16 protein-coding genes are annotated in these 25,580 nt (G+C 63.9%); 2 read left to right on the plus strand and 14 right to left on the minus strand.

Annotated elements, in window-relative coordinates:
* Nucleotides 1-66: 66 nt before the first annotated feature.
* The 9 genes from E6B08_RS15915 to E6B08_RS15955 form a co-directional block, all read right to left on the minus strand.
* Nucleotides 67-4,890 (minus strand): S8 family serine peptidase, encoded by a 4,824-nt coding sequence (locus E6B08_RS15915; protein WP_238349217.1) that lies wholly within the window; start codon nt 4,888-4,890, stop codon nt 67-69.
* Between the two features lie 976 nt (nt 4,891-5,866).
* Nucleotides 5,867-7,285 (minus strand): HlyD family type I secretion periplasmic adaptor subunit, encoded by a 1,419-nt coding sequence (locus tag E6B08_RS15920; protein WP_136914920.1) that lies wholly within the window; start codon nt 7,283-7,285, stop codon nt 5,867-5,869.
* Nucleotides 7,282-9,435, minus strand: a complete 2,154-nt coding sequence (locus tag E6B08_RS15925; protein ID WP_136914921.1) for a type I secretion system permease/ATPase — start codon at nt 9,433-9,435, stop codon at nt 7,282-7,284. The genes E6B08_RS15920 and E6B08_RS15925 overlap by 4 nt, the downstream gene beginning before the upstream one ends.
* Nucleotides 9,436-9,658: 223 nt before the next feature.
* Nucleotides 9,659-10,552 carry a PA4780 family RIO1-like protein kinase gene (locus E6B08_RS15930; protein WP_136914922.1) on the minus strand — a complete coding sequence of 298 codons (894 nt, stop codon included), beginning with the start codon at nt 10,550-10,552 and terminating at the stop codon, nt 9,659-9,661.
* A 91-nt stretch (nt 10,553-10,643) separates the two neighbouring features.
* Complete coding sequence (locus tag E6B08_RS15935) at nt 10,644-11,600, minus strand: 2-hydroxyacid dehydrogenase (RefSeq protein WP_136914923.1); 957 nt, start codon at nt 11,598-11,600, stop codon at nt 10,644-10,646.
* Nucleotides 11,601-11,609: 9 nt separating this feature from the next.
* The gene (locus tag E6B08_RS15940; protein WP_136914924.1) at nt 11,610-12,941 is read right to left on the minus strand and encodes an MFS transporter; all 1,332 of its coding nucleotides are present in this window, start codon (nt 12,939-12,941) and stop codon (nt 11,610-11,612) included.
* A 98-nt stretch (nt 12,942-13,039) separates the two neighbouring features.
* On the minus strand, nt 13,040-14,614 hold the full coding sequence (locus tag E6B08_RS15945; protein ID WP_136914925.1) for an aldehyde dehydrogenase (NADP(+)): 1,575 nt from the start codon (nt 14,612-14,614) through the stop codon (nt 13,040-13,042).
* A 29-nt stretch (nt 14,615-14,643) separates the two neighbouring features.
* Nucleotides 14,644-15,633, minus strand: coding sequence for an AraD1 family protein (araD1, locus tag E6B08_RS15950; protein ID WP_136914926.1), 990 nt, complete (start codon nt 15,631-15,633; stop codon nt 14,644-14,646).
* A 28-nt stretch (nt 15,634-15,661) separates the two neighbouring features.
* Complete coding sequence (locus tag E6B08_RS15955) at nt 15,662-16,969, minus strand: MFS transporter (protein ID WP_136914927.1); 1,308 nt, start codon at nt 16,967-16,969, stop codon at nt 15,662-15,664.
* 187 nt (nt 16,970-17,156) lie between these two features.
* Between E6B08_RS15955 and E6B08_RS15960 the strand changes: the two genes are divergently transcribed.
* Both E6B08_RS15960 and E6B08_RS15970 read left to right on the plus strand, forming a co-directional pair.
* A complete protein-coding gene (locus tag E6B08_RS15960; RefSeq protein WP_136914928.1) occupies nt 17,157-18,890 on the plus strand; it encodes an IlvD/Edd family dehydratase in 1,734 nt (577 codons plus the stop codon).
* A gap of 202 nt (nt 18,891-19,092) precedes the next feature.
* The gene (locus E6B08_RS15970) at nt 19,093-19,815 is read left to right on the plus strand and encodes a FadR/GntR family transcriptional regulator (RefSeq protein ID WP_136914929.1); all 723 of its coding nucleotides are present in this window, start codon (nt 19,093-19,095) and stop codon (nt 19,813-19,815) included.
* Nucleotides 19,816-19,824: 9 nt separating this feature from the next.
* Here E6B08_RS15970 and E6B08_RS15975 read toward each other — a convergent pair whose 3' ends face one another.
* From E6B08_RS15975 to E6B08_RS15995, 5 genes are read right to left on the minus strand one after another with little or no spacing between them, the layout of a single operon-like run.
* On the minus strand, nt 19,825-21,336 hold the full coding sequence (locus E6B08_RS15975; RefSeq protein ID WP_136914930.1) for a 3-hydroxyacyl-CoA dehydrogenase: 1,512 nt from the start codon (nt 21,334-21,336) through the stop codon (nt 19,825-19,827).
* Nucleotides 21,337-21,346: 10 nt separating this feature from the next.
* Entirely contained in the window at nt 21,347-22,480 is a 1,134-nt protein-coding gene (locus E6B08_RS15980) for an acyl-CoA dehydrogenase family protein (RefSeq protein ID WP_136914931.1), read from the minus strand.
* Nucleotides 22,481-22,491: 11 nt separating this feature from the next.
* Nucleotides 22,492-23,688, minus strand: coding sequence for an acyl-CoA dehydrogenase family protein (locus E6B08_RS15985; protein WP_136914932.1), 1,197 nt, complete (start codon nt 23,686-23,688; stop codon nt 22,492-22,494).
* A 30-nt stretch (nt 23,689-23,718) separates the two neighbouring features.
* On the minus strand, nt 23,719-24,582 hold the full coding sequence (locus E6B08_RS15990; protein ID WP_136914933.1) for an enoyl-CoA hydratase-related protein: 864 nt from the start codon (nt 24,580-24,582) through the stop codon (nt 23,719-23,721).
* A gap of 49 nt (nt 24,583-24,631) precedes the next feature.
* A complete protein-coding gene (locus tag E6B08_RS15995) occupies nt 24,632-25,408 on the minus strand; it encodes an enoyl-CoA hydratase (protein WP_136914934.1) in 777 nt (258 codons plus the stop codon).
* Nucleotides 25,409-25,580: the final 172 nt, after the last annotated feature.

Consider the following 25,580-nt stretch of genomic DNA (forward strand, 5'->3'; position numbering starts at 1 on the left):
AATGTGAATTGCAGGGGACGCAATAGCCTGCCCTGGTAGCCACACCGGGCAGGCGGAACTGCCGTTTCATGCGGCGACGGCGAGGGTCGACTCCCAAGGTTGCGCGGGTGCCTGTAGCGCCAGGGGAGCACTGCCCGGCTGGGGTATGAAGGCGGCCATGGCTTCGACCAGGTTGGCAAGATTAGGCAGCGGCGCGACAGTGCTCGGCCCACCCTCTGCCACCGATGCAGGATGCATGGTTTCGACTGCCAAAGTCGAAGCGTGCAACTGCACCAGGTGCGCGGAGGCGATTTCCTGGTCCCCGGCCGTCACAACCGCTGGCTTGGCAAAGACGAAGTCATCGGCGGTCACCTGGGCGACTTCGAGCGCGTCGAGATACAGCAACTTGACCGCACCATCCTGCCCTGGCAGCGCCTTGGTTTCGACCGACACACCGTGAATCTGGGCAAAACCGTTTAATTGGAAGCGTTGCTGCTTGCTGATCTGCAGATCCTCAAAACGGCTGATGCCTATCTGGGTCAGGTCGATCTTGTCGATACCATGGCGGAAACCGCGCAACGCGTTGCCGTAGTCCGTCACGCCTTCCTGATGGGCCAGCTGGAAGACGCTGGGTGCAACCCCTGCCGGCTTGTGAACGGTGCCGGCCAGTGTCGCCACCATCCGCCCTGTTTCATCCGAAGTCAGCGAAACGCCCTTGGCGCCTCCCGCTAGCACGATGGGTGCGTTGCCAGGTTTTGGTTTCTCCCCTTCGGGATTGCCTGAAAGGTAGCCAGGAGCGGCCTCGACACTTCTCAGAAAGCGGAAATTGCTGGCTTGGAGACTGCCTAGCTTGGCTTGCGCCCAGCGCACTGTCTGACCTTTGCCCAGATCGAGCACGACCGCCGGTCCGTCCTGATGCAGGGTCAGGTCAGTGAATTTTCGGTTACCGAATCCGATCAGATCCACCACCTCCCGCGTTGCCTCGAACCCTTCGATAAGGTCGGATCCAGCTGCGCGCCGGTGAATCACGAAGCGATCGGTACCCGCACCACCGCGCAACAGGTTATTACCCCGGCCACCATCGAGTAGCGCTGCGTCAGGGCCAGCCACCAAGGTATCGTCGCCGTCACCGCTGATCAGGTTGTGCACCGAGCCAGGGGCGATGGTCAGGGCTGCCCCTGCAATCTGACCGACACCGCTGGTCAGGTTCAGCGAAACACCACGCCTGACGGCGGCCGCATTGAGGGTGTTACGCCCGCCCGGTTTGCCGTTGACAGCGTCGTCCAGCACGGACCGGCCTGGATTGCCCGACAGGCTGGCTGCGTACTCGTCGGTGTAGTAATAGACGTCATTCTCGCTGACAGGGCTGCCAGCCAGGCGTAGGCTCCAGCGATCGATCGTCAGCGGCAGGCCATTGCTCGCGTTGCGTATTTCCAGGTGCCAGTCACCTTCCGATGGCTCAGCGCGGTGGTGGGTGGACATGAACGCATACTTGAAGACACCGGAGCGCAGGTCGCCCGGCGCATCGGCGGCAGAACCCGGCGCCTTGCCTGCACGGTCCAGCAACACGCTGCGTGTGCCGCCAGGGGACACCAGGGTGAGGGTCAGGTCGCCGAGACGGCCAACCGAGGCATGGATATCGACTTCTGCGTGCTCGACCCGTACATCACCGGGCATCGGCAGGGACAGGGTCAGGGTCTGCCCTGCAAGCAACTGCCGGGCTTGAGCTTCACTGCTGGCGCTTAGTTGACGCTCATTGGCTGCATTCGCTTGGCCTGGCCACGACTCGGCAAGGCGCACCGCCGCACGCGCATCAATCAAGCCGAAACCGTAATCGTGGCTAACGTGCATGCTTGCACCGTTCCAGTTGCGCGCCGCGTTGTCAGCCCAAGCCGTGGTGGGGTCTTCAACCTTGCGCGCAGACAACGCAAGGATCTGCTGAACATCCCGGTAGCCCAGCCCAGGATTGGCTTGCAGCATCAAGGCCGCCACCCCCGAGACAATCGGCGCGGCAAAACTGGTGCCCTGCGTGGTGCCATAGGCGCTACCGATCTTGGCCCCCCGCTCGGCTTCCAGGTCGATGCCACTGGACAGCACATGGCTGCCAGGAGCCGCCACCAGCAGGCTGGCACCGGGATTGGAAAACGGCACGCTCGCTACCTGCAGCACCGACAGGTCTGCCTTGGCATTGATCGCCGCGACCTCGATGGCATGCCGCGAGTTGTTGATCAGCGAACCTTGCGCGCTGCCACCTTTTTCACGCTGGTTGCCGCCCGAGGCGACGACGATGGTGCCCAATCCGCCTCGGCCGTTGGTAGCGGCCAACGTGCTAGTGAAAGCCAGCGCCAACGCAGTGTCGATCCTTCCCTCCTGCACGTTGCCAATGGCAAAGTCGGTCTTGAAGCCCCAGCTGTTGTTGGCCACGTCATAATTGACCATCTGTCCCAGGCTGGTGAGGTCGTCGCCCTTGTTGGCCAGGTAATGACCGCCGAGCGTGGCTTCATGGGCGATACCGATGCCGCCCTGGTCGTTGCGTGCTGCCACCATGACGCCGGCAACCTGGGTTGCATGATTGGAGGCCAACGCCGGCAGTGTGCCGCTGCTGCGTTGGGTCGCCAGCCAGACAGGGTCGATGTTGACCTTGAGATCTGGATGCTGCACGTCGAAGATTTCCGGCGCAACGGCGAACTCGCCCCCTGGCTCGAACTGGCCGATGCGTATGCCTTTGCCGGTGAAATCGCGCCAGACCGGCAGCACGTCGATGTCCTCGAGGTACCACTGGCGGAACGCCAGCGGGTCATTGGGCGACTGCGCGTGACGCAAGATGACCGTGGCCCGCAATGGCGCCGAGGCGCTGCTGCCGATCTCGGTTACCGCGATGGAGGCGTTGCCGGCCGCATCGACCAGGTCGTAACGGAAGCTGATATCGCCATCATGGCCCGCCGACGGCGTCACTTGCACATCGCCCTGGGCGGTGAGCACTACCGTAGCGCCCTTGGCGTCACCGACCGAAGCGATGCGCAAAGGGCCGCTGCTGGCGAGCGGCAGATCATTGGCCAGCAACGCCGAGGCAGGTAGTACAGCTGCCCCGCCCTGCGTGCGGAACGGTGTGAGCTGTGCGGGGGCCAACGAATCGCCGATTGGCATTGCATGGGGCGCGACCAAGTCGATCGCGGCAACGTCGGCAAAGCTGAGTTTCTGCACATTGCTCAACGTCAGGTCGCCGTCGCGCTCCTTCACCCGGTCGACAATCGTGTATCCGGTCTTGGTGCGGGTGATGAGGTATTCATCGTGGTTGCCATGCAGGGTCACCAGGTTGACACCGCCAGCACCATCGATGATGGCATTGCCACGCCCTGCCTCGATCACATCGTCGGCGGCGCCTCCCATGATATGGTCCGCCCCGCGGCCGGCATGGATGATGCTGCCAGCTGCCGAGGCGTGAATGTAGTCACCGCTGGGGCCGGCATAGATCACCGACTTGCCGGTGCCACCAAGGATGGTGTTGCGGCCGCTGCCACCGGCCAGCACATCGTTGCCACCGCCACCGATCAGTAGGCTATCGCCAGCCCCTCCCTTGATGAACACGCCACGTTGGCCTCCGCTGACGATGATGTCCTTGCCGCGCCCACCCTGGGCGATGGTCAGCCCGGTCTCGGCCATATTCAGGCCGACACCCAGCTCGCCGACGATCAGCGCGGAGTCGCGCCCGCCGTTGCCGCGCAGGTTGGCCGGGTCGTCACTGGCGCTGATCACGAACACATCGTCGCCGGCGCCGCCCACGTAGGTGTTGCTGCCTCCGCCCCCCACCAACCAGCTCCCATCAGGGGCGGCTTTGAGCGTATCGTTGCCGACGCCCCCATTCAGGGTCTCCACCTTCAGCACACCAGCATCGAGCGTGGCGTCCTGCACCCCCTGGTGCACATATGCGCGGCGGGACGTCTCGCCGCTGGTCGAGATCAACATGGCCGCATCCTTCTGCCTTTCGACGAGGTTGCTGACGGTATCGGCAAGAAACCTCACAGCCAGTACCTCCCGCTGCACGCCGTTGCCGAGGAATGTCCCACGTGCGATGACCTCGTTACCCTGGCGCAGCTCTCCCAGCGGCTTGACACCGCCCAGGCTGATCTGGGTGATGCCATGCTCGGCAAGGGTCTTGAGCTCGCCCTGGTCGGCGCGGCCGTCGTGGTTGCCATCGACCCAAAGCCGGAGCGCGCCCCAGGCTGCGTCGGTCGGCGTGATCGCACCATCGGCATTGGCGTCCACGCTTGCCAGCGCTGCGAAACCATCCTTGAAAGGTGTTTCTCCCGGCGCGCCATCGGTCCCCGGCTTACCTGCGTAGTATTCGGAAAACAACTGGCTGATTCGGTTGATCTGGCCACTGCCATCGTCGTGCACCAACATGCCGGTCTGTCGGTCGGCCCACCCGGTGCGATGTAACGAGCCGCTGTTATCGACGTCGAACAATACCGCGTCATCCAGCCCAGTCATGCCGGCTCCCTTGCCGCTAAGGTCGAACAGAAGCGGGTCGACGTAGGTGTTGACCGTGGTCATGGCCGCCAGCCCATTGAGCACGGCAGCGTTGCGCAGGCTGAAATCGGGCTTGTCGGGGCCCTCCTTGTAGAATTGCGCCAGATGCTGGTTGGGCCGTACGTTGGGGTCACGCTGCAGTTCGCCAGGGCGGATACCCCCGGTGGCCAGACTGCCCATCTGGGCGGAGGTGAAGTCGGTGTTGTCCAGGGTCTTGTCGGTGAACGCGATGCTGTGAGTGAGGCGTCGGGTCACGTAGCCTGCGGAGACGTCATTGCGGATATCGTCCTGACCTTGCAGGTCGCGGCGGGATTCGGTGGTGGGGGTGATGTCGATCTTGATTGGAGAACTAGGCGATGAGGATTCAGCAGGGACAGGCATATCTCTCAGAATCGGTTTAAACAAACTGTTCATGCCGACCTCGCCAAGTTCTCGCCAACCTGAGGGAGACTCCACTCTTCGAATCCAGTCTCGGGCAGCGGCACGCACGGTTGACGGCCCCATGACCGAGCTTTGTCCCATCAGGTAATGGGTACGAGCGGATAACTCAACTTCTTTTCGGAGGTCGCCCGCTGAAGACAAAACCTGCTCCCAATAAGTCTGGTGACTCGCTTGTGGCATCGCCATGAACACAGAATGAAGCGTCCAAGCACTCTCTGGGTAACCATTGCCTACAAATACCTCACGGTGAAACCTAGCGATATCTGTTTGCGGCAATGGTCCTTTCACTACCCCAGCCACAACGTTGGCATTCAATGCCGACAGGTATGCATGTGCCATCCCCAGTCGAACAGCATCAACCTGAGTTTCACCCATAGGTGTTCCCGCATCAGCCGCAACGGATTTCATAAAATTAATTGCCGCCACACCCGCTATCGTGTCACCGCGCACTACGCCATTTGCCAACACTGCATACCTGTCCCCCTTTCGTGCCAGAAGATCATACATTCTCCCTGGCCCCTCCTTATCAAGAATTGCCTTCGCAAACTCCAAATCTTTTGTTGTTAATTCCATCTTTAATCCCTGTCTTCTGAAAAGTAGCCAATGAAAATCAAAGCAAGTTAACGCATCAAGCGACTATAAAACTCGACATCACACTCGTAATTACCGCTAGAGCCAAAACCTTGAAACCAAGTCACCTCCGCTCCACTAATGACTCCGTCCAACACACCAGACAACCTCACGCACGAATAAGAGGAGTAAGGCTCACTTACCTCAAATACATCCTCACCGGTAGCCAGACCAATCAAATAAGCAACTATCCCCATACCCACGGGAGTCATAGCAAACATGCTCAACACGGCAACTCTCAAGAAATTCCAAATAATCGCTGAAACCCATTTTTCGCAGGTAGTTGTCATCGCTCCCCCAAACTCTCCCGAACATGCCGCTGCAACGGACTAAGGAAATAACTAATCACTCTACGCCTATCGATAATCAGTTCCGCGCGCACCGCCATGCCGGGCGCCAGCTTTACCGACTTCTCTCCCACTCGAAGTTCATCTTCGTTCAACTGAATCCGTGCGCTATAAACCAACCCCCGCCGCTCATCTTCAATGGCATCGTGGGAAACGCTCAGTACCACCCCTGGCACCACGCCATACTTGGTAAAGGTAAATGTCTCGACCTTGACCTCGACCGTCTGCCCCGGGTGAATGAAGCCGATATCTTTGTTCTCGATCTGCACTTCCACTTCAACGGGCTGGCCGCTGGGCACGATTACCATCAACGTTTGCGCAGGCGTCACAACCCCGCCCTCGGTATGCACCGCCAGTTGCTGCACGGTGCCATCGACCGGCGAGGTCAGCGCTCGCAGCCGGTGGCGTTGTTCGGCTTTTTTCAGCTCCTGACCAAGGCTCGCCAAGCGCCGCTCGGCCTCGCCGTGCAGGTCGAGCATGGCCCGACGCAATTGCGCGATAACGCCCGCCCTGCGATGACGGGCAGCCAGGCGTGCGGCGTTCAGCTCTTCGATCCGTGAATGCTGGATGGCCAACTCGCGCTCTTGCTCCAGGCGCGCTTGCTCCTTTTCCAGCCAGGTGTGCTTGGCAACCGCCGACTCGCTGAACAGCTGTTTGTAGTCCGCCGTCAGTTGCCGCGTGATTACTAGCAGCTGGCGCAACGCATCCGCCCGGGCTCGTGCCGAACGAGTCTCGGCCGTGCGCTGGTCGATCTCCGCGTCCACCTGCTCCAGCGTGGCACGCAATTCGAGGTATTGGCCTTCGAGCCACCGCTGCGCCGTCATTTGTTGTGTGGACGTGGCTTCGGGGATTAGCGGCGCCAGGGAGGCAGGAGGCGCATCACCGTCGATGGCGGCTAGCAATGTGCTGGAGCGCGCCAGGTCGACTTGCGCCGCGAGCCGGTCACCCTGCAAGCGATCAATTTCGGCGCGGGTCATCTGCCCTTCGAGCGCCAGCAACAGTTCACCCTTGCTCACCGCTTGGCCATCGCGCACGTGAATCGACTGGACCACGGCCACTTCGCTGGCCTGGATCAGCTTGCTGCGGCCACTGGGAACGATCTTGCCGGGGGCACTTGCGACCACGTCGATTTCGCCGACGCAAGCCCAAAGCAACGCCAGGCCGATGAAACTCAGCAGGCTCCACTGCACTCGGCGCGGCAAGGGGTGCGCTGGTGTTTCCTGCAGGGCCAGGGCGGCGGGCAGGAACGCGAGTTCATCGGGCTCCCGCAGGGGGCCTTGCATGGCCCGCCGCCGCTTCCAGGCAATGTGCCAGGCCTCGCGGTAGCGCTGCAGCAGCTCGTAACCAGCAGCGCTCATGCGCAAGCTCCGTATTGCAAGCCATGCAGGTAGGCATAGGCGCCAAGCGGATTGCCCAGCAATTCGTCATGGGTGCCTTGCTCGACGACCTGGCCACGCTCCATCACCACGATACGATCGGCGTGACGCACCGCCGAAAGGCGATGGGCAATGATGATCACCGTGCGTTGGGCGCAGATGTGCGCCATGTTCTGTTGGATGATTCGCTCGGACTCGTAGTCCAGCGCACTGGTCGCCTCGTCAAGGATGAGGATGCGCGGATTGCCCATCAATGCCCGCGCAATGGCGATCCGTTGCCGTTGGCCACCCGACAGACTCGCACCGTGCTCGCCGAGCAAGGTTTCATAGCCTTCGGGCAATTCGAGAATGAATTCGTGCGCGCCGGCCAGGGTCGCTGCAGTGATGACCTCTTCAAGTGGCGCTGCGGGATTGGCCAGGGCGATATTTTCGCGCATGGTGCGCCGCAGTAGCATGTTCTCCTGCAACACCACGCCGATCTGCCGGCGCAGCGAGGCGACGTCGGCCAACGCCAGGTCCGCGCCATCGAGCAATACCCGACCGCGCTCCGGCGAGTGCAGGCGCTGAATCAACTGGGTCAGCGTGCTTTTGCCCGAGCCGGAGCGCCCGACGATGCCAACGATTTCACCTGCGGCGATATCAAGACTGACATCGCGCAGCACCTCCGGGGCATCGGGACGGTAGCGGAAACACACCCGATCGAGCGTTATCCGGCCTGCCAACGTTGGCAATGGCGTACCACGGTTCACTTCCGTACGGTTGTTGAGGATGTCACCCAGCCGCTGTATCGAAATGCCTGTCTGCTGGAAGGTGGTCCACAACTGCGCCAGGCGCATGATCGGCTGCGCCACGCGCCCGGCGAGCATGTTGAAGGCGATCAGTTCGCCAACCGTGAGTTCGCCATCGATGACCAGCCGTGCGCCGAGCCACAGCGTCGCCACCGTCACCAACTTGCCGATGAAGGCCACGCTTTCATGAGCGAGATTGGACAGGACCTGAGTCTTGAAGCTCGCGGCAACGTAGGCTGCGAGCTGGTTGTTCCAACGGCGGCTGATCTGTGGTTCGACGGCCATGGACTTCAACATATCGATGGCGTTGACCGCTTCCACCAGAAACGCCTGGTTTTCCGCGCCCCGCTGAAAGCTCTGATCAAGCCTGGCACGCAGCACCGGTGTGACCAGCAGGGAGACCAGGAAATAAAGCGGTAGCGAAGCGATGACCAAGCAGGTCAACCACCCGCTGTAGAGAAACATCACCACGATGAACACCACCACGAACAGCACATCCAATAACAACGTGATGCTGCTACCGGTGAGGAAACTTCTTATATTTTCCAACTCCCGCACGCGGGCGACCGAGTCGCCCACGCGGCGCGCATGGAAATAGGCCAAGGGGAGTTCGATCAAATGCTGAAACAACTTGGCGCCTAGTTCCACATCGATGCGCGAAGCCGTGTGCGCGGAAATATAGGCGCGCACCGCGCTGAGCAGACTTTCGAACACCATCACGGCCAACAGCCCCAGCGCAATCACGTCAAGCGTCGTAAGCCCCCTGTGGACCAGCACCTTGTCCATCACCACCTGGAAAAACAGCGGCGTCAACAGCGCGAGCAACTGCAACACCAGAGACACCAGCAAGACTTCCGCCAGCAGCCTGCGATACTTGACCAACGCGGGAATGAACCAGGTCAGGTCGAAACGCCCCAACCCTTGTGGCAACGCGGCGTCAGAGCGCACTACGATCAGCGCTCCTTGCCAGCGCCGGGCGAGTTCAGCCAGTGTCAGGGTTTGCGGGGAGCTGGTTCGAGGGTCCTGCACCAGGGCGCGCCCACCCTCGACCCGGGCGATGATGAAATAGCCACCCTCGGTATCCACCGCGATGGCAGGCAAGGACACGTGGCCCAACCGTTCTGGATCGATGTATCGCTGCTTGGCCTTGAGGCCAAGTTGCTGGAAGGCGGCAAGTATCTGCGCATTGGAAAAAGGCTCGCCTTGTATGGCGAAGCCATGGAGAAGTTGTTCGGGGGATACCGCTACTTCGTGATAGCGAGCCAGCAGGACCAGACAAGCCAAACCACTATCGATCGAAGCCGAAATACCCGCTTGCGCTTTAAGGGACACCTTGCACTCCATGTACAAAAGACGACATGGATGGATGTTAGCGCCTGCTAAAGCGGGACTGTCCTACATAGGTCTGACTAACCAGAAGGACGTTTCTGAACAAAAAATATTTCTATAGGAAACTTCCCAAGCACAGGAAGTTATATGTAGGAATTTAGTATCAATAAATGCAGCTAAAGTTACCGAAAAAGGCCAATCGGTAAGGTCATTGGCATGACCTTACCTTGCCGAATCATTACTGCAACCAGGGCGGCGGCGGCTCCTCGGCCCTGGCCGGCCCATGCTCGGCCTCGGCCAGCGCCGCGCGGCGGCGGGCATCGTCGAGCCGGGCAGCTTCGATCTCGCGCATCACCCCTGCGACATCCGCTGCATGCTCGTCGTCCTCGAATCGCCCGCTCAACGGGCTGTCCGCCCGTAGCTCGCCGGCCTCGTACAAGGCCCACATCTCCTGGGCATAGCGGGTAGCCTTGAGTTCCGGTGCGAAACGGCCGAAATAATGCGCCATGTTCGCCACATCGCGCTGCAGCATGCTGAACGCATGGTTGTTACCGGCTGCGTCCACCGCCTGGGGCAGGTCGATGATCACCGGGCCATCGGGGCCGAGCAGCACGTTGAACTCCGAGAGGTCGCCATGCACCAGGCCGGCGCAGAGCATCAGCACGATCTGGCGGATGACGAAAGCGTGGTACTCACGCGCCTCCTCGGCCTCCAGATGCACATCGTTCAGGCGTGGCGCGGCATCGCCGTCGGCATCGGTGACCAGCTCCATCAGTAGCACACCGTCCTGGAAGTCGAACGGCTTGGGCACCCGGACGCCGGCGTTGGCCAGACGGAACAAGGCCGCCACCTCGGCGTTCTGCCAGGCGTCCTCGGCCTCCTTGCGCCCGTACTTGCTGCCCTTGGCCATGGCGCGGGCCTGGCGGCTGTTACGCACCTTGCGCCCTTCCTGGTACTCGGCAGCCTGGCGGAAGCTGCGTTTGTTGGCCTCTTTATAGACCTTGGCGCAGCGCACCTGGCTACCACAGCGCACCACGTAGACGGCGGCTTCCTTGCCGCTCATCAGCGGGCGCAGCACTTCGTCGACCAGGCCGTCTTCAATCAGCGGTTCGATTCGTTTTGGCGTCTTCATCAGGCTTGCGTTCGAGGTCTCGGTTGGCCACTTGGCGGCGGAAGCGGCCATCCTCTCACAGGCTGGTGCGTCTTGCTCGCCTGTCTGCGCCTCAGAGTACGGGGTGGCAAGGTGCCCTGCCCTCCAGCACCGCCGCCAATTCGCTCGCGGCGGTGCGGGCCATCAACGCACGTGCCTCGACGGTGGCCGAACCGATGTGCGGCAAAGCCACCACCTGGGGTAGTGCCAGCAACGGCGAATCTGCCGGCAGCGGCTCACGCTCGAACACGTCCAGCCCGGCCGCGCGGATCTGCCCCTCGGCCAGTGCCCGGACCAGAGCGGGCTCGTCGACTACCGCGCCACGGGCGATATTGACGAATACCGCATCGGCGCGCATGGCGGCGAACTCCTCGCGACCAAACAGGTGATGGGTGGCCGGGCTCAGCGGCACGCAGACACAGACGAAATCGGCCTCGCCCAACAACTGCGTCAGCGGCACCCGGCGTGCGCCGAACTCCGCCTCATACTCAGGCTTGTCACTGTTTCCGCTGTACAGCACCGGCATGCCGAAGCCGAAGTGCCCCCGTCGGGCCAGCGCCGCGCCAATGCGCCCGAGGCCGACGATGCCCAGGGTCTTGCCGTGCACGTCGAGACCGAAACGCGAGGCGTCGATACCGCGCGTCCATTCGCCGTCGCGCACCAGTTGCGCCAGCTCGCCGGCGCGCCGTGCGGCCATCATCAACAGCATGAAGCCGGTGTCGGCGGTGGTTTCGGTCACCGCATCGGGGGTATTGGTCAGGCGGATGCCGCGTTTGCGCAGGTAGTCCAGGTCGTAGTTGTCGAAGCCGGCGGACACGCTGGCGATGACCTTGAGCGCTGGCGCCTGGTCGAGCAAATCGGCGCCCAGCGGCAAGGTGCTGCCGATCAGCCCGTCAGCCGTGGCCAAGGCAGCGAGAAAGGCCTTGAGGTCGGCCAGCGGCTGGTCGAAACGCTGGAAGTGGTAACGCCGGCCCAGGTCGTCCAGCACCTCGGCGCTGGAGATCGGGCCGAAGGAAACGATACGTTGCATGAAACCTCCTCAGTCGATGCGCGATTCAGCTTGAGCCGCATACAGGCGGCGCGGCACGGCCCAGACGATCAACACCACCGCCAGCAGGCTGACCGCCGTCAACAGCCACAGGGCCGGGGTCGGCGAGCCGCTGACATCGCGCACCTTGCCCACCAGGTAGGGGCCGACGATGCCGCCGAGCTGGCCGATGGAGTTGATCAGCGCGATGCCGGCTGCGGCAGCCAGGCCGGCCAGGTACTTCGGCGGCAGCGTCCAGAAGATCGGCATCCAGGCGATGATCCCGGTCATGATCAGGCTCATGCCCAGCATCAGCAGCCACAGTTGGCCGCTGAACCCGGCACACAGGGCATAGCCGACGGTGGTCATCGCCGCGCAGCTCGCCATGTGCCAGCGCCGCTCGCCACGCAGGTCGGAACTGCGCCCGATCAGCAGGTTGCCGACCACCGCCACCAGGTACGGGATCATGGTCAGCAGGCCGATGTCCATGGCATCCGCCACCCCGGCGTTGCGGATCAGTTGCGGCATCCAGAACAGCAGACCGGTCAGCGCCATCACCAGGCACAGGTAGATCGCCGAGAGCGCGACCGAGGCCGGCTCGCGCAGGATCGCCCGGATCGAGCTACCGCCGCTCGGCTTGGGCTCGGCATCCAGGCGCTCGCGCAGGTAGCGTTTCTCTTCGCTGTCGAGCCAGCGCGCATCCTCGATACGGTCACTGACCAGCCACAGCACCAGCAGGCCAAGCAGCACCGAAGGCAGGCCTTCGAGGAGGAACAGCCACTGCCAGCCGGCAAGACCATTGACCCCGTCGAAATGGCTGAGGATGAATCCTGCCAGCGGGCCGCCGACGATCCCGCACAAGCAGATCGAACTCTTGAAGTAGGCATTGATGCGCGCACGGCGGTCGCTGGGGTACCACTGGGTGAAGAAGTACAGCACCCCAGGCACGAAGCCGGCTTCCATGACGCCGATGAGAAAACGCAGGACGTAGAACCACGTCTCGCTGGTGACGAACATCATCGCCGCCGAGGTCAGCCCCCAGGTGACCATGATGCGGGCGATCCAGATGCGCGCGCCGATGCGGTGCAGCAAAACGTTGCTCGGCACTTCGAACAGGAAATAGCCGACGAAGAACAGGCTCGCGCCCAGGCCGTACACGGCGTCGCTGAAACCCAGCGCGCTCTGCATCTGCAGCTTGGCGAAGCTGATGTTGACGCGATCCAGGTAGGCGAACAGGAAACACACGATGAACAACGGCACGATGCGCCAGTTGATCTTGCGGAACAGACGGTTATCCAACGATTCCCGCTCGACCAGGTCGGCGGGCACGGAACGACTGGGCATGGCTGCAACCTCTTGTTGTTGTTCTTGGGTCATTCGTAGAAAGCCCGCCGGGCATGGCCAGGCGGGCGTACAGCGGTACAACGTCTACGCCTTTAGCGTCAGTTCAGCGGCTCACGGCTGTGCTGGCCGTCGACCAGGCGTTGCAGGCCTAGCGGGTTGGCGTTCTTCAAGGCATCGGGGAGCAGCGCGTCGGGGTAGTCCTGGTAGCACACCGGGCGCAGGAAGCGATCGATGGCCAGGGTGCCGACCGAGGTACCTCGGGCATCGGAGGTAGCCGGATACGGCCCGCCGTGCACCATTGCATCGCACACCTCGACACCGGTCGGGTAGCCGTTTAACAGCAGGCGACCGGCCTTGCGCTGGAGCACCGGCACCAGCGCGGCGAAGCGCTGGAAGTCGTCCGGCTCGGCAATCAGCGTTGCGGTCAATTGTCCATGCAGGGCTTCCAGCGCGCGGCGCAGCTCGGCTTCATCGGCCACTTCGACGACTACCGTGGTAGGGCCGAAGACTTCTTCCTGGAGTAATTCGTCGCCATCGAGCAGCAGGCTCACATCGGCCTGGAACAGCTGCGCCTGGGCCTGGTCGCCGGTCTGTTCGGCACCGGCCAGGTGGCGCACGCCTGGGTGCTGGTGCAAGCGCTGCACGCCGCTGGCGTAGCTGCGCAAGGTGCCGGCGTTGAGCATGGTCTGCCCGGCCTGGTCGGCCAGTTGCGCAGCAAGAGCCGCGACGAAGGCAGTGAACGCTTCACCGGCGATGCCGATGACCAGCCCTGGATTGGTGCAGAACTGCCCGCAACCCAGCACCACCGAGCCTGCCAGTTCCTTGGCAACCTGCTCGCCCCTGGCTTGCAATGCCCCAGGCAACACCAGCACCGGGTTGATGCTGCTCATCTCGGCGAACACCGGGATCGGCTGCGGCCGTGCCGCTGCCAGGTCGCACAGGGCACGGCCACCCTTGAGCGAACCGGTGAAGCCCACGGCCTGGATCGCCGGATGGCGTACCAAGGCTTCGCCGACACCGGCGCCGTAGATCATGTTGAACACGCCAGCCGGCATGCCGGTGGCCACGGCCGCGCGCTCGATGGCTTCGGCGACCTGTTCGGCGGTGGCCATGTGGCCGCTGTGCGCCTTCACCACCACCGGGCAGCCGGCAGCCAGGGCAGCGGCGGTATCACCGCCGGCGGTGGAGAACGCCAGCGGGAAGTTGCTGGCACCGAACACCGCCACCGGGCCGACGCCGGTGCGGTACTGACGCAGGTCGGGACGTGGCAAGGGTTGACGCTGGGGCTGCGCACGGTCGATGCGCGCGCCGAGGAAGTCGCCACGGCGTAGCACCTTGGCGAACAGGCGCATCTGATTGCTGGTACGACCACGCTCGCCCTGGATCCGCCCGGCCGGCAGCGCGGTCTCGCGGCAGACGGTGGCGACGAAGGTGTCGTCCAGTGCGTCCAGTTGGTCGGCAATGGCCTCGAGGAACTGCGCGCGGCGCTCCGGTGCCAGGCCGTTGTACTCGGCAAACGCCGCCTCGGCGGCCTGCGCAGCGGCGGCCACCTCTTCAGGGGTGGCCTGGGCGAATGCCAGAGGCAGCGCCTCGCCGGTGCGCGCATCGAGGCTCTGCAGGCGCACGCTGCCGGTAGCGCTGCGCTGGCCGCCGATGAAGTTGCTTACGGTCATGATTGACTCCTGTAACGAAAAAAGAAGGCTCAGAGGCTTTTCACGACCCCGGGGCGGACCTGCTCGGGCGCAGCTTTGATACCGTTGCGCAGCGGCTGGCCAAAGGCATCGAGGCTGACCTCGAAGGTGTCGCCTGGGCGCGCCTGGATGCCGTCGGCGAACGACAGCGTGGCGGTGCCGAAGTAGTGAACGTGGATATCGCCAGCACGCAGGAACTGGTCGTACTTGAAGTGGTGGAACTCAAGGTTCTCGAAGCTGTGGCACATGTTCTGCTCGCCCGAAAGGAACGGCTTGCTCCACAGCTCCTGACCATCGCGCAGGATGCGGCTGGTGCCTTCCAGGTGCGCCGGCAATGCGCCCAGGCGCAGCTCCGGACCGAAGCTGCAGGCGCGCAATTTGGAGTGGGCCAGGTACAGGTAGTTGCGCCGCTCCATGACGTGATCGGAGAACTCGTTGCCCAAGGCATAGCCGAGGCGGTACGGCGTGCCGTCTTCACCGATCAGGTACAGCCCGACCAGTTCCGGCTCTTCCCCGGCATCCTCGGCGAAGGCCGGCAGCGGCAGGTCGGCACCGGGACGCACGACGATGCCGCCGTCGCCCTTGTAGAACCATTCTGGCTGCGCGCCCTCTTCGCCCGCTGGCGGTCGACCGCCCTCCAGCCCCCACTGGAACATGCGCATGCTGTCGGTCACGGCGCCTTCGGCCTGCTGCTGGTGCATCTTGTCACGGGTGGCGGCGCTGCCCAGGTGAGTCAGGCCGGTACCGGTGACCAGGCAGTGCGCCGCGTCCGGATGGTCCAGCGGTGGCAACACGCGGCCTTCGGCCAACAGGGCCAGGTAGTCGTGACTCTCGCCAAGGCCTGCGGCCTGTACTTCGCTGGCCAGGTCGCGGCCGGCGGCAATCGCCTGCAGGGCCAGTTCACGGGTGCTGCCGGCGCCACGCACTTCCAGGGCGTGCTCGCCTTCCACCACGCCCACGCGGCGCTCGCCAGTGGCGGTTTCGAATTGGATCAATCGCATGCTTGTGCTCGCTTTTCGGTTGCGAAGATTAACGGGAGGCCTCGGCCACCCGCGTGGAAGACAGTCGTTGGCGGCGCTCCAGGCGGCTGTAGACGACGCCGGTGAGCAACAGCCCGAACAGCATCACCACGGCGAGGAAATACAGGCCCGAGGACAGCTGCCCGGTGTGCTCCTTGAGCGCGCCGATGCCGAATGGCCCGAGGTAGCCACCAAGGTTGCCGATCGAGTTGATCAGGGCGATGCCTGCGGCGGCGCTGGCACCGGAGAAGAACCGACCCGGCAGGGTCCAGAAGATCGCGGTGCAGGAGAACAGCGCGAACGCCACCAGGCACAGCGCCGCCAGTTGCATCACCGGCACGCTCAGCCAGGCACTGAGGAACAGGCCGATGGCGCCCAAGGCGTACAGCAGGCCCAGATGGCCATAGCGGTCGTTCAGGCGGTCGGAGCTGCGCGGGACGATCAGCAGGCCGATGATGCCGAACAGATACGGCACCGCCGAGACGAAGCCGGTGACCAGGTCACTGCCGCCAAACTGATGGATCAGCGTCGGCAACCACAGGCCCAGGCCATAGATGCTCAAGGTCACCGGCAGGTAGAACAGCGCCAGCAACAGCACCCGGCCATCCTTCAAGGCATGGAGTGGGTTGCCGTGGCGGGTCTGGCCGAACTCGCGCAGATCGTTGGCCAATTGCTCCTGCAACCAGCTGCGTTGTTCGTCACTGAGCCAGCGCACCTTGGCCGGGCCGTCGGGTAGCAGGCGCAGCGTCGGCCAGGCCAGCAGCACCGCCGGAGTACCGATGCAAATGAACAGCCACTGCCAGCCATGCAGGCCGTAGCTGCCATCGAGCCCCAGCAGCGCGCCCGAGAGCGGCCCGGTGACCAGCATGGCCAGCGGCTGCGAAAGGATGAAGAAGCCGAGGATCTTGCCGCGGTGGCGCACCGGGTACCACTGGGTGATGTAGTACAGCACCCCCGGGAAGAAGCCCGCCTCGGCCGCTCCGAGCAAGAAGCGCATCACGTAGAAGCCATTGGGCCCAGTGACGAACGCCATGCCGATGGTGATCGCGCCCCAGGTCACCAGGATGCGGGCGAACCAGCGACGTGCGCCAAAGCGGTCGAGCAACAGGTTGCTCGGCACCTCGAAGAGAAAGTAACCGATGAAGAAGAGCCCGGCGCCGAGGCCATAAGCGGCATCACCGAGGCCGATGTCGGCGCCCATGTGCAGCTTGGCGAAACCCACCGCCGAACGATCGACATAGGCCACCAGGTACAGCAAGACCAGAAAAGGGATGAGTTTCAGAGTGATCAGGCGGACGAGCCGCTGCTCCTGAATCATGGCGATGTCTCCAATTGTTCTTGTAATGGGCACAGCACCTGGCCGGGGCTTTTTGGCAGTCCTCTGACCTGGCCGAATGATCTTATAGTATTACTATTTAAATCGACAAGCCTTCACAGATGCCATTTTAGTCGGTAGAGTCGGCCACATAACGACAAATAGTAATACCAATGAAGGTGTCTCACTCATGTCTGATAACAAACGCCCGCTGCGCTCCGCCCAATGGTTCGGCACCACCGACAAGAACGGTTTCATGTACCGCAGCTGGATGAAGAACCAGGGCATCCCCGATCATGAATTCCAGGGCAAGCCGATCATCGGCATCTGCAACACCTGGTCGGAGCTCACGCCCTGCAACGCGCATTTCCGCAAGATCGCCGAGCATGTGAAGAAGGGTGTGCTGGAGGCCGGTGGCTTCCCGGTGGAGTTCCCGGTGTTCTCCAGCGGCGAGTCCAACCTGCGCCCCACCGCCATGCTCACGCGCAACCTGGCGAGCATGGATGTGGAAGAAGCGATCCGAGGCAATCCGGTGGATGCCGTGGTGCTGCTGACCGGCTGCGACAAGACCACCCCCGCGCTGCTGATGGGCGCCGCCAGCTGCGACGTGCCGGCCATCGTGGTCACTGGCGGGCCGATGCTCAACGGCAAGCACAAAGGCAAGGACATCGGCGCCGGGACCATCGTCTGGCAGATGCACGAGGCCTACAAAGCCGGCCAGATCGACCTCAACGAGTTCCTCTCGGCCGAGGCCGGCATGTCGCGCTCGGCGGGCACCTGCAACACCATGGGTACCGCCTCGACCATGGCCTGCATGGCTGAAGCACTCGGCACTTCGCTGCCACACAACGCCGCCATTCCGGCAGTGGACGCGCGCCGCTACGTGCTGGCGCACCTGTCGGGCATGCGCATCGTCGACATGGTCCGCGAGGACCTGCGCCTGTCGAAGATCCTTACCCGCGAAGCCTTCGAGAACGCCATCCGCGTCAACGCTGCCATTGGTGGCTCGACCAACGCGGTGATCCACTTGAAAGCCATTGCCGGACGCATCGGCGTCGACCTGCAACTGGAAGACTGGACCCGCGTCGGCCGCGGTACGCCGACCCTGGTCGACCTGCAGCCCTCGGGGCGCTTCCTGATGGAAGAGTTCTACTATGCCGGTGGCCTCCCTGCCGTCATCCGCCGCCTCGGCGAACACGGTCTGTTGCCCAACCCTGCCGCGCTGACCGCCAATGGCAAGAGCCTGTGGGACAACTGCCAGGCCGCGCCGCTGTACGACGAAGAAGTCATTCGCCCGCTCGACAAACCGCTGGTGGCCGATGGCGGCATCTGCATCCTGCGCGGCAACCTGGCGCCCAAGGGCGCTGTGCTCAAGCCATCGGCGGCGACCCCGGCGCTGATGCAGCATCGTGGTCGTGCGGTGGTGTTCGAGAACTTCGAGGACTACAAGGCGCGCATCAATGATCCAGAGTTGGACGTGGACGCCAACTCGGTGCTGGTGATGAAGTATTGCGGACCCAAGGGCTACCCGGGCATGGCCGAGGTCGGCAACATGGGCCTGCCGGCCAAGCTGCTGGCCCAGGGCGTGACCGACATGGTGCGCATCTCCGATGCCCGCATGAGCGGCACTGCCTATGGCACCGTGGTCCTGCATGTGGCACCGGAAGCGGCGGCAGGTGGGCCGTTGGCGGCGGTGCGCGAAGGCGACTGGATCGAACTGGACTGCAAGGAAGGCCGCCTGCACCTGGATATTTCCGACGAGGAACTGGCTGGCCGTCTGGCCGACCTGCAGGCCCCAGCGCAACTGATCACTGGCGGTTACGCGAAGTTGTACCTGGATCATGTGATGCAGGCCGACGAAGGCTGCGACTTCGACTTCCTGGTCGGCTGCCGAGGCTCGGCGGTGCCCAAGCACTCGCACTGAGTCTCGCCGGTTCCTACAGGGCTATCGCTGCACCCAACCACAGCGATCCCTGTAGGAGCGGGTTCACCCGCGAACACGGGCACCGCCCGTGCGATGCACCGCAGTGTCTGGTTCGCGGGCAACCCCCCTCCTACAGGGTCGGCTCCCATCACAGTAGTGCTATGATGCGCAGCCTCCGCCCGAAGGATCTCCCCCGCCCCACATGAACTACCGCCAGCCCACCACGCGCAAAAGCATGCATGCCACCCTGGTCCAGGATCTCGGCCTGCAAATCGTATCCGGCCAACTCGCACCGGGGCAGAAACTGCCCTCCGAGGCCAGCCTGTGCGAAACCTATGCGATCAGCCGGCCGGTGTTCCGTGAAGCGATGCGCGCCCTCACCGCCAAGGGTCTGGTCGAGGCCCGCCCACGGGTCGGCACCCAGGTACGGCCGCGCCATGACTGGCACATGCTCGACCCCGACGTGCTGCACTGGTTGATGCAAGCCACGCCGCAACAGGAATTCTTCAATACGTTGTCCAGCGTACGCTGGGTCATCGAACCGGCCGCCGCCGCGCTGGCCGCCACCAATGCCACGCCCGAGGACGTCGCTTCGATCGACGAGGCCTACCAGCGCATGGAAGCCGCGCGTAACCACGAAGAACGTCTGCAGCCGGATTTGGACTTCCACGCACGTATCGCCGATGCCACCCACAACGACCTGCTGGCCTACCTGTGCAACATGCTGTCGATGGCCTTGCGCGAATCGGTACGCTACTCGAACCAGCGCGCCAATTTCGATGAACTTGCCCTGCCCCGGCACAAGGCGATTCTCACCGCCATCCAGAATGGCGATGCGCTTGGCGCCCGGCATGCTTCCCTGGTGCAGCTCGAAGATGCACGAGTGGCCTTGAGCAAGGTATTGGGGCAGGACCCGATCGGCTGATCGGCACCCTCACTCCAGCGCAGTCAATGGCAGCCCCAACTGCACCCGTCGCCGCAACCAGGGGCTGACGCGATACCGTGGCTCCTGATACACCCCGTGCATCCCCTGCAGAATCTGCAGGATCAGCTCCGGCCCATGGCGATCACCAAACGCCAAAGGCCCATGCGGATATCCCAATGCCAACTGCACCGCCTGGTCCAGCGTCTGCGGCTCGGCAATACCTCGCTGGGCGATCTCGCAGCCAAGGTTGACGATACTGGCCAGCACCCGCTGAGCAATGAACCCAGGCGAGTCATTGATAACCTCCACTGCCACGCCATCGCCGCCCAGAGCGGTTCGCGCCTGAGCCAACACCTCGGCGTCCAGTGCCGGCTGGCGCATCAGCACCCGCCGACGATCGAAGCCGGCGAAGGTCTCCAGCGCCAGCGTGCGCACCGGTGGCAGTAGCTTGCGAGCGATCACCGTACTGGCGTCCTCGCCCAGCGGCGTCACCAGGCAGATCGCCTGCTCGCTCGGTTGCAGCCCCTCCTCCAGCCGCGCCCCGGCTCGCTCCAGCACCGCCCCGACCTGTTCGCGGACCGATGGGTCGCGGCTATCGAGCCAGAACGGCCGCGTCAGCGTCACCACCGCCACGGCTTGCGGCTCCGGTGCCTGTAGTACGCCATCAAGGTAGCGATAGAAACCCTGCCCACTCTTACGGCCAAGCAACCCGGCCGCCAGACGCGGCGGCACCAAAGGGCTGGGCGCGTAGCGTGGGTCCTGGTAGAACTGCTGGTGCATCGACTCCATCACCGCATGGGACACGTCCAGCCCCACCAGGTCGAACAGCTCGAACGGCCCCATGCGAAAACCCAGGCTGTCTTTCAGTATCCGGTCGATCTGCGCCGGCGTGGCAATGCCCTCGGCAAGAATACGCAAGGCCTCCGGGCCATAGGCGCGGCCGGCATGGTTGACCAGGAAACCCGGTGAATCCGGCGTCACCGCCGCGTAGTGCCCGGCATGTTCGGCCAGTGCACTCAGGCGCTCGATCACCTGCGCCGCAGTGCGTTCGCCGCGCACCACCTCGACGATCTTCATCAGCGGTACCGGGTTGAAGAAGTGCAATCCAGCCACCCGCTCCGGGTGCCGGCAACCACTGGCGATAGCCCCGATCGACAGCGACGAGGTATTGCTGGCCAGTACCGCATCGGTGCCGACCAACGTCTCCAGCTGACGAAACAGGTCCTGCTTGGCCTCCAATTGTTCGATGATCGCCTCGATCAACAGGTCGCAATCGGCCAGATCGGCCAGTGCCGGCGCAGGTTGCAGACACGCCAGCGCCACGCCCAGCCCGTCGGCATCGAGTTTTCCCTTGCTGGCCAGGCGCTCGAACTGCTGACGGTTGTACGCCAGCGCCTGCTCGATGGCCTCGGGCCGGCTGTCGTGCAGCAACACCGGTATACCCGCGCTGGCGAACAACTGGGCGATGCCCCGGCCCATCGCGCCACTGCCAATGACGCCGATACGCTTGAACGAATGCATACGCGCTCCTTCAGGCCGCCGACAACAGGGCGGCATAGGCTTGCAGGTGATGGTCATCGTCACCCAACTGATGGCTGAGCATCACCAGGCGCTTGGCATGATGGGCCAGCACGTATTCCCAGGTCATGCCGATGCCGCCATGCAGCTGGATCGCTTGCTCGGCGATCATCCGCCCGGCGCGGGTGACGATGAACTTGGCGGCGCTCAAGCGCTGCGTGCGTGCAACGCTGTCGGGCTGGTCGGCGACACAGGCAGCCAGGATCGCCATGGACGTGGCCATCTCCAGCTCCGCCTGCATGTCGGCCATGCGGTGCTGGAGCACCTGGAACTTGCCGATGGGTGCACCGAACTGCTTGCGGGTCTTGAGATAATCCAGGGTCAGCTCGCAGGCCACCTGCATGCTGCCGAGCGCCTCGGCGCATTGCGCGGCGATTGCCCGACCCTGGTGATAACGCAGCAGCGGCAGCGCCTCGCCGATCTCGCCCAGCAATTGGCCAGGCGCGTCTTCGAGCAGCACTTCGCATGCGCGCGGGCCATCGATGTTGGCATGCTCGCGGCGGCTCACGCCCGCCCCTGCCGGGTCCACCAGGAACAGACTGATGCCGTGCAGGTCACGCTCGCCGCCCTGGGTGCGGGCACTCACCAGCAGGCGCGCGGCGCTGCCACCGCCAATCACCACCACCTTGCGCCCGGTCAGGTGCCAGCTGCCGCCGCGCAGTTCGGCGTGGGTGTGCACATCCTCCAGGCAGTAATGGCTCTGCGCCTCTTCGCAGGCGAGCGCCAGTTGCACCTGGCCGGCGACCACGTCCTCGAGCAGAGCCTGATGCGCGTCGCTCTCGGCCAGTTGGGCAAGCAGCCCACCGGCATGGATCTGCGACGTCAGGTAAGGCTCCAGGCACAACCCCCTGCCCAATTCGGTCATCACCAGCATGTTGTCCACGCCGTTGCCGCCGAAGCCACCCTGCGCCTCGGCGAACGGCACGGCGCACAGGCCCAGTTCGGCGAGCTGCTGCCAGAAATCGGCGCCATGGCCCAGGGCACTGCGTGCATATGCCTCGCGGCGCTCGAAGCTGTAGGTGTCACGCACCAGGCGCGCCACGGTGTCCTTGAGCATCTGCTGCTCTTCGCTGAGTTTGAAGTCCATGCCGTGCCCCTTCAGAGTTCGAGAATCATCTTGGCGATGATGTTCTTCTGGATTTCATTGGAGCCGCCGTAGATCGACAGCTTGCGCAGGTTGAAGTACTGGCTGGCCGGTGCCGCACTGTAGCTGGCGTGCAGCGGCTCGGGTGGCTCGCCGACGGCCAGCTCGGCCTCGACGAAAGGCAGCGCATGCACGCCCAGGACCTTGCGCAGCAGGTGGCTGATGGCCTGGCGGATTTCCGAGCCCTTGATCTTCAGGATCGAACTCTGGGCCCCCGGCACCCCGCCTTCCTGGGCGGCGGCGAGAATGCGCAGGGTACCCATCTCGATGGCCAGCAGTTGCATCTCCAGCTCTGCCACCTGGGCGCGGAACAGCGGGTCGTCGAGCAGTGGCCGGCCGCCTCGAAGCTCGACGCTGGCAACGTGTTTGAGGTGCGCCAGCGCCGCCTTGGAGCCACCGATGCCGGCCTGGCCGGTGCGTTCATGGGTCAACAGGTACTTGGCGCAGGTCCAACCCTGGTTCTCGTCGCCGACGCGATTTGCCACCGGCACCCGCACGTTATCGAAGAACACCTCGTTGACTTCGTGCTCGCCTTCCAGGGTGATGATCGGGCGCACCGTGATGCCGGGGCTGCGCATGTCTATCAGGAGAAAGCTGATACCGCGCTGGGCCTGCGCCTCGGGGTCGGTACGCACCAGGCAGAAGATCATGTCAGCATGCTGGCCGAGGGTGGTCCAGGTCTTCTGGCCGTTGACCACGTAATGGTCGCCGTCGCGCACGGCGCGGGTCTTGAGACTGGCAAGGTCGGAGCCCGCGCCCGGCTCGGAGTAGCCTTGGCACCACCAGTCCTGGCCGTCGAGGATGCGTGGCAGGTAGTGGGCCTTCTGCTGCTCGGTACCGAACTTGATGATCACCGGAGCGACCATGTTGACGCCGAACGAGATCAGCCTGGGCGCACCCGCCGCAGCGCACTCCTCGTCGAAGATGTGCCGCTGGACCACGCTCCAGCCAGTGCCGCCGTGCTCCACCGGCCAGTTGGCGGCGTACCAGCCCTGTTCGGCAAGGATGCGCTGCCAGCGTTGGTGGTCGGCCTTGTCCAAGTGCTTGCCAAGGCGCACCTTGGTGGCGATATCGGTCGGCAGCCGGTCAGCCAGGAACTGCCGGACCTGGTCGCGAAAAGCCAGCTCGCTGGCGGTGTAGTCGATGTCCATGGAGTTTTCCTCGAGAATGTGGGGAGCAGCCTAGCCCGCGCCGTGGCTGGCCTTGGCCGCCTGGCGCCGGGCAAAGAACGCCTCGACCAGGGCCGCGCGCTCGGGCGATTGCATGCAGTCGAGAAACAGTGCGCGTTCGCGCTGCAGGCCTTCGGCCAATGGCAGGCACGTGGCAGCCTCGACCGCGGCGATGCAACGCAAGGGGGCGTACGCGCCAGGGCGTTCGCGGCCTTCGCGCAGGCGCTGCTGCTGGAACAGCCCGGCGTCCACCGACGCGACGCCGAGCTCGCCGCTACGCCGTGGCTGGGCATCGGCCGCCAGCAGGCGCATGGCATAGCCCAGGCCGGCAGTCACCGGTTCTTCCTCGTCATCGAACAGTGCATCGACGAGGCCGGCGTCGAGGGCCTGCAATGCATCGATCGGCTCGCCGCCGACGATCATCTCCAAGGCCCGGGCGACGCCCACCAGGCGCGGCAGCCGCTGGGTACCGCCAGCGCCGGGCAGCAACCCCAGCTTGACCTCGGGCATGCCGAGGCGCGTGGTCTGGCGAGCGATGCGGTAATGGCAGGCCATCGCCACTTCCAGTCCCCCGCCAAGCACCGAACCATGCAGGGCCGCCACCACCGGCTTGCGGCATGCCTCGATGGCCTGCGTCACTTCAGGCAGGGTCGGTGCCTGCGGTGGTTGGCCGAATTCACGGATATCGGCACCGGCGATGAAGGTCCGGCCCGAGCAATGCAACAGCAGCATGCGCACGCCAGGGTTGGCCTCGGCCTCGCGCAGGGCCTCCAGCAGCCCGGCGCGCACGGCATGACCCAAGGCATTGACCGGCGGGCTGTAGATCCGGATCAACGCCAGTCGGTCGACCAGCGTCAGTTTCACGGGAGAAGACATGGACAGCTCCTGCAGGCCCTTGCCTGCGATGGGTGAACGAATGGCCGTCTCAACGATGGCGCCAGACCGGGGCGCGCTTCTGGGTGAACGCCTGCATGCCTTCCTTCTGGTCGGCACTGGCGAAGCTGGCATGCAGCAGCCGGCGCTCGTACAGCACACCTTCGGCCAGGGTGGTCTCGAATGCCCGGTTGACCGCTTCCTTGTTCAGCTTTACCGCCAGCGCCGAGTGGCTGGCGATCTCGCGTGCCACCTCGAGGGCTACGTCGAGCAACTGCGCGGCAGGCGCCACGCGGCTCAACAACCCGGCCCGCTCAGCCTCGGCCACATCCATCAGGCGCCCGGTCAGGCACAGGTCCATCGCCCGCGCCTTGCCGATGGCGCGGGTCAGGCGTTGCGTGCCGCCCGCCCCCGGCAAGGTGCCGACACGTACTTCCGGCTGGCCGAAGCGGGCATCGTCGGCGGCGATGATCAGGTCGCACATCATCGCCAGTTCGCAACCACCGCCCAGCGCAAGGCCTGCCACCGCCGCGATCAGCGGCTTGCGGCAACGGCAGGCCTGCTCCCAGTTGGCGGTGATGAACTCGTCCATGTAGGCATCGGCAAATGCCTGCCCCTGGATTTCTCCGATATCGGCACCGGCGGCGAAGGCCTTGGCATTGCCGGTGATCACCATCGCCCTCACCTCGGGGTCGCGTTCGAAGGCGCGCAGCGCCTCGCCCAGCTCGCTCATCAGGGCATTGTTCAAGGCGTTGTGAACAGCGGGCCGATTCAGGCGGATCAGCCCGACCGGTCCGTGCTGCTCGACGAGGATGTTTTCATAGGCCACGGGCGCGCTCCTCTTTGATTGACGGCGGTGCTCGCGAAGGACGAGCACCAGGCTTGGACCGAGTCTATGCCAGCAGAAAACATAAAGACAACATGTTGACATAATAATTTTCACGAGCGTATTGTTCGCTCATCGCCAACGGCAGTGTGGCTGTCGACAACGCCACGTATCA

The sequence above is a fragment of the Pseudomonas putida genome (assembly GCF_005080685.1).
In the GTDB taxonomy this organism is placed as follows: Bacteria; Pseudomonadota; Gammaproteobacteria; order Pseudomonadales; family Pseudomonadaceae; genus Aquipseudomonas; species Aquipseudomonas putida_V.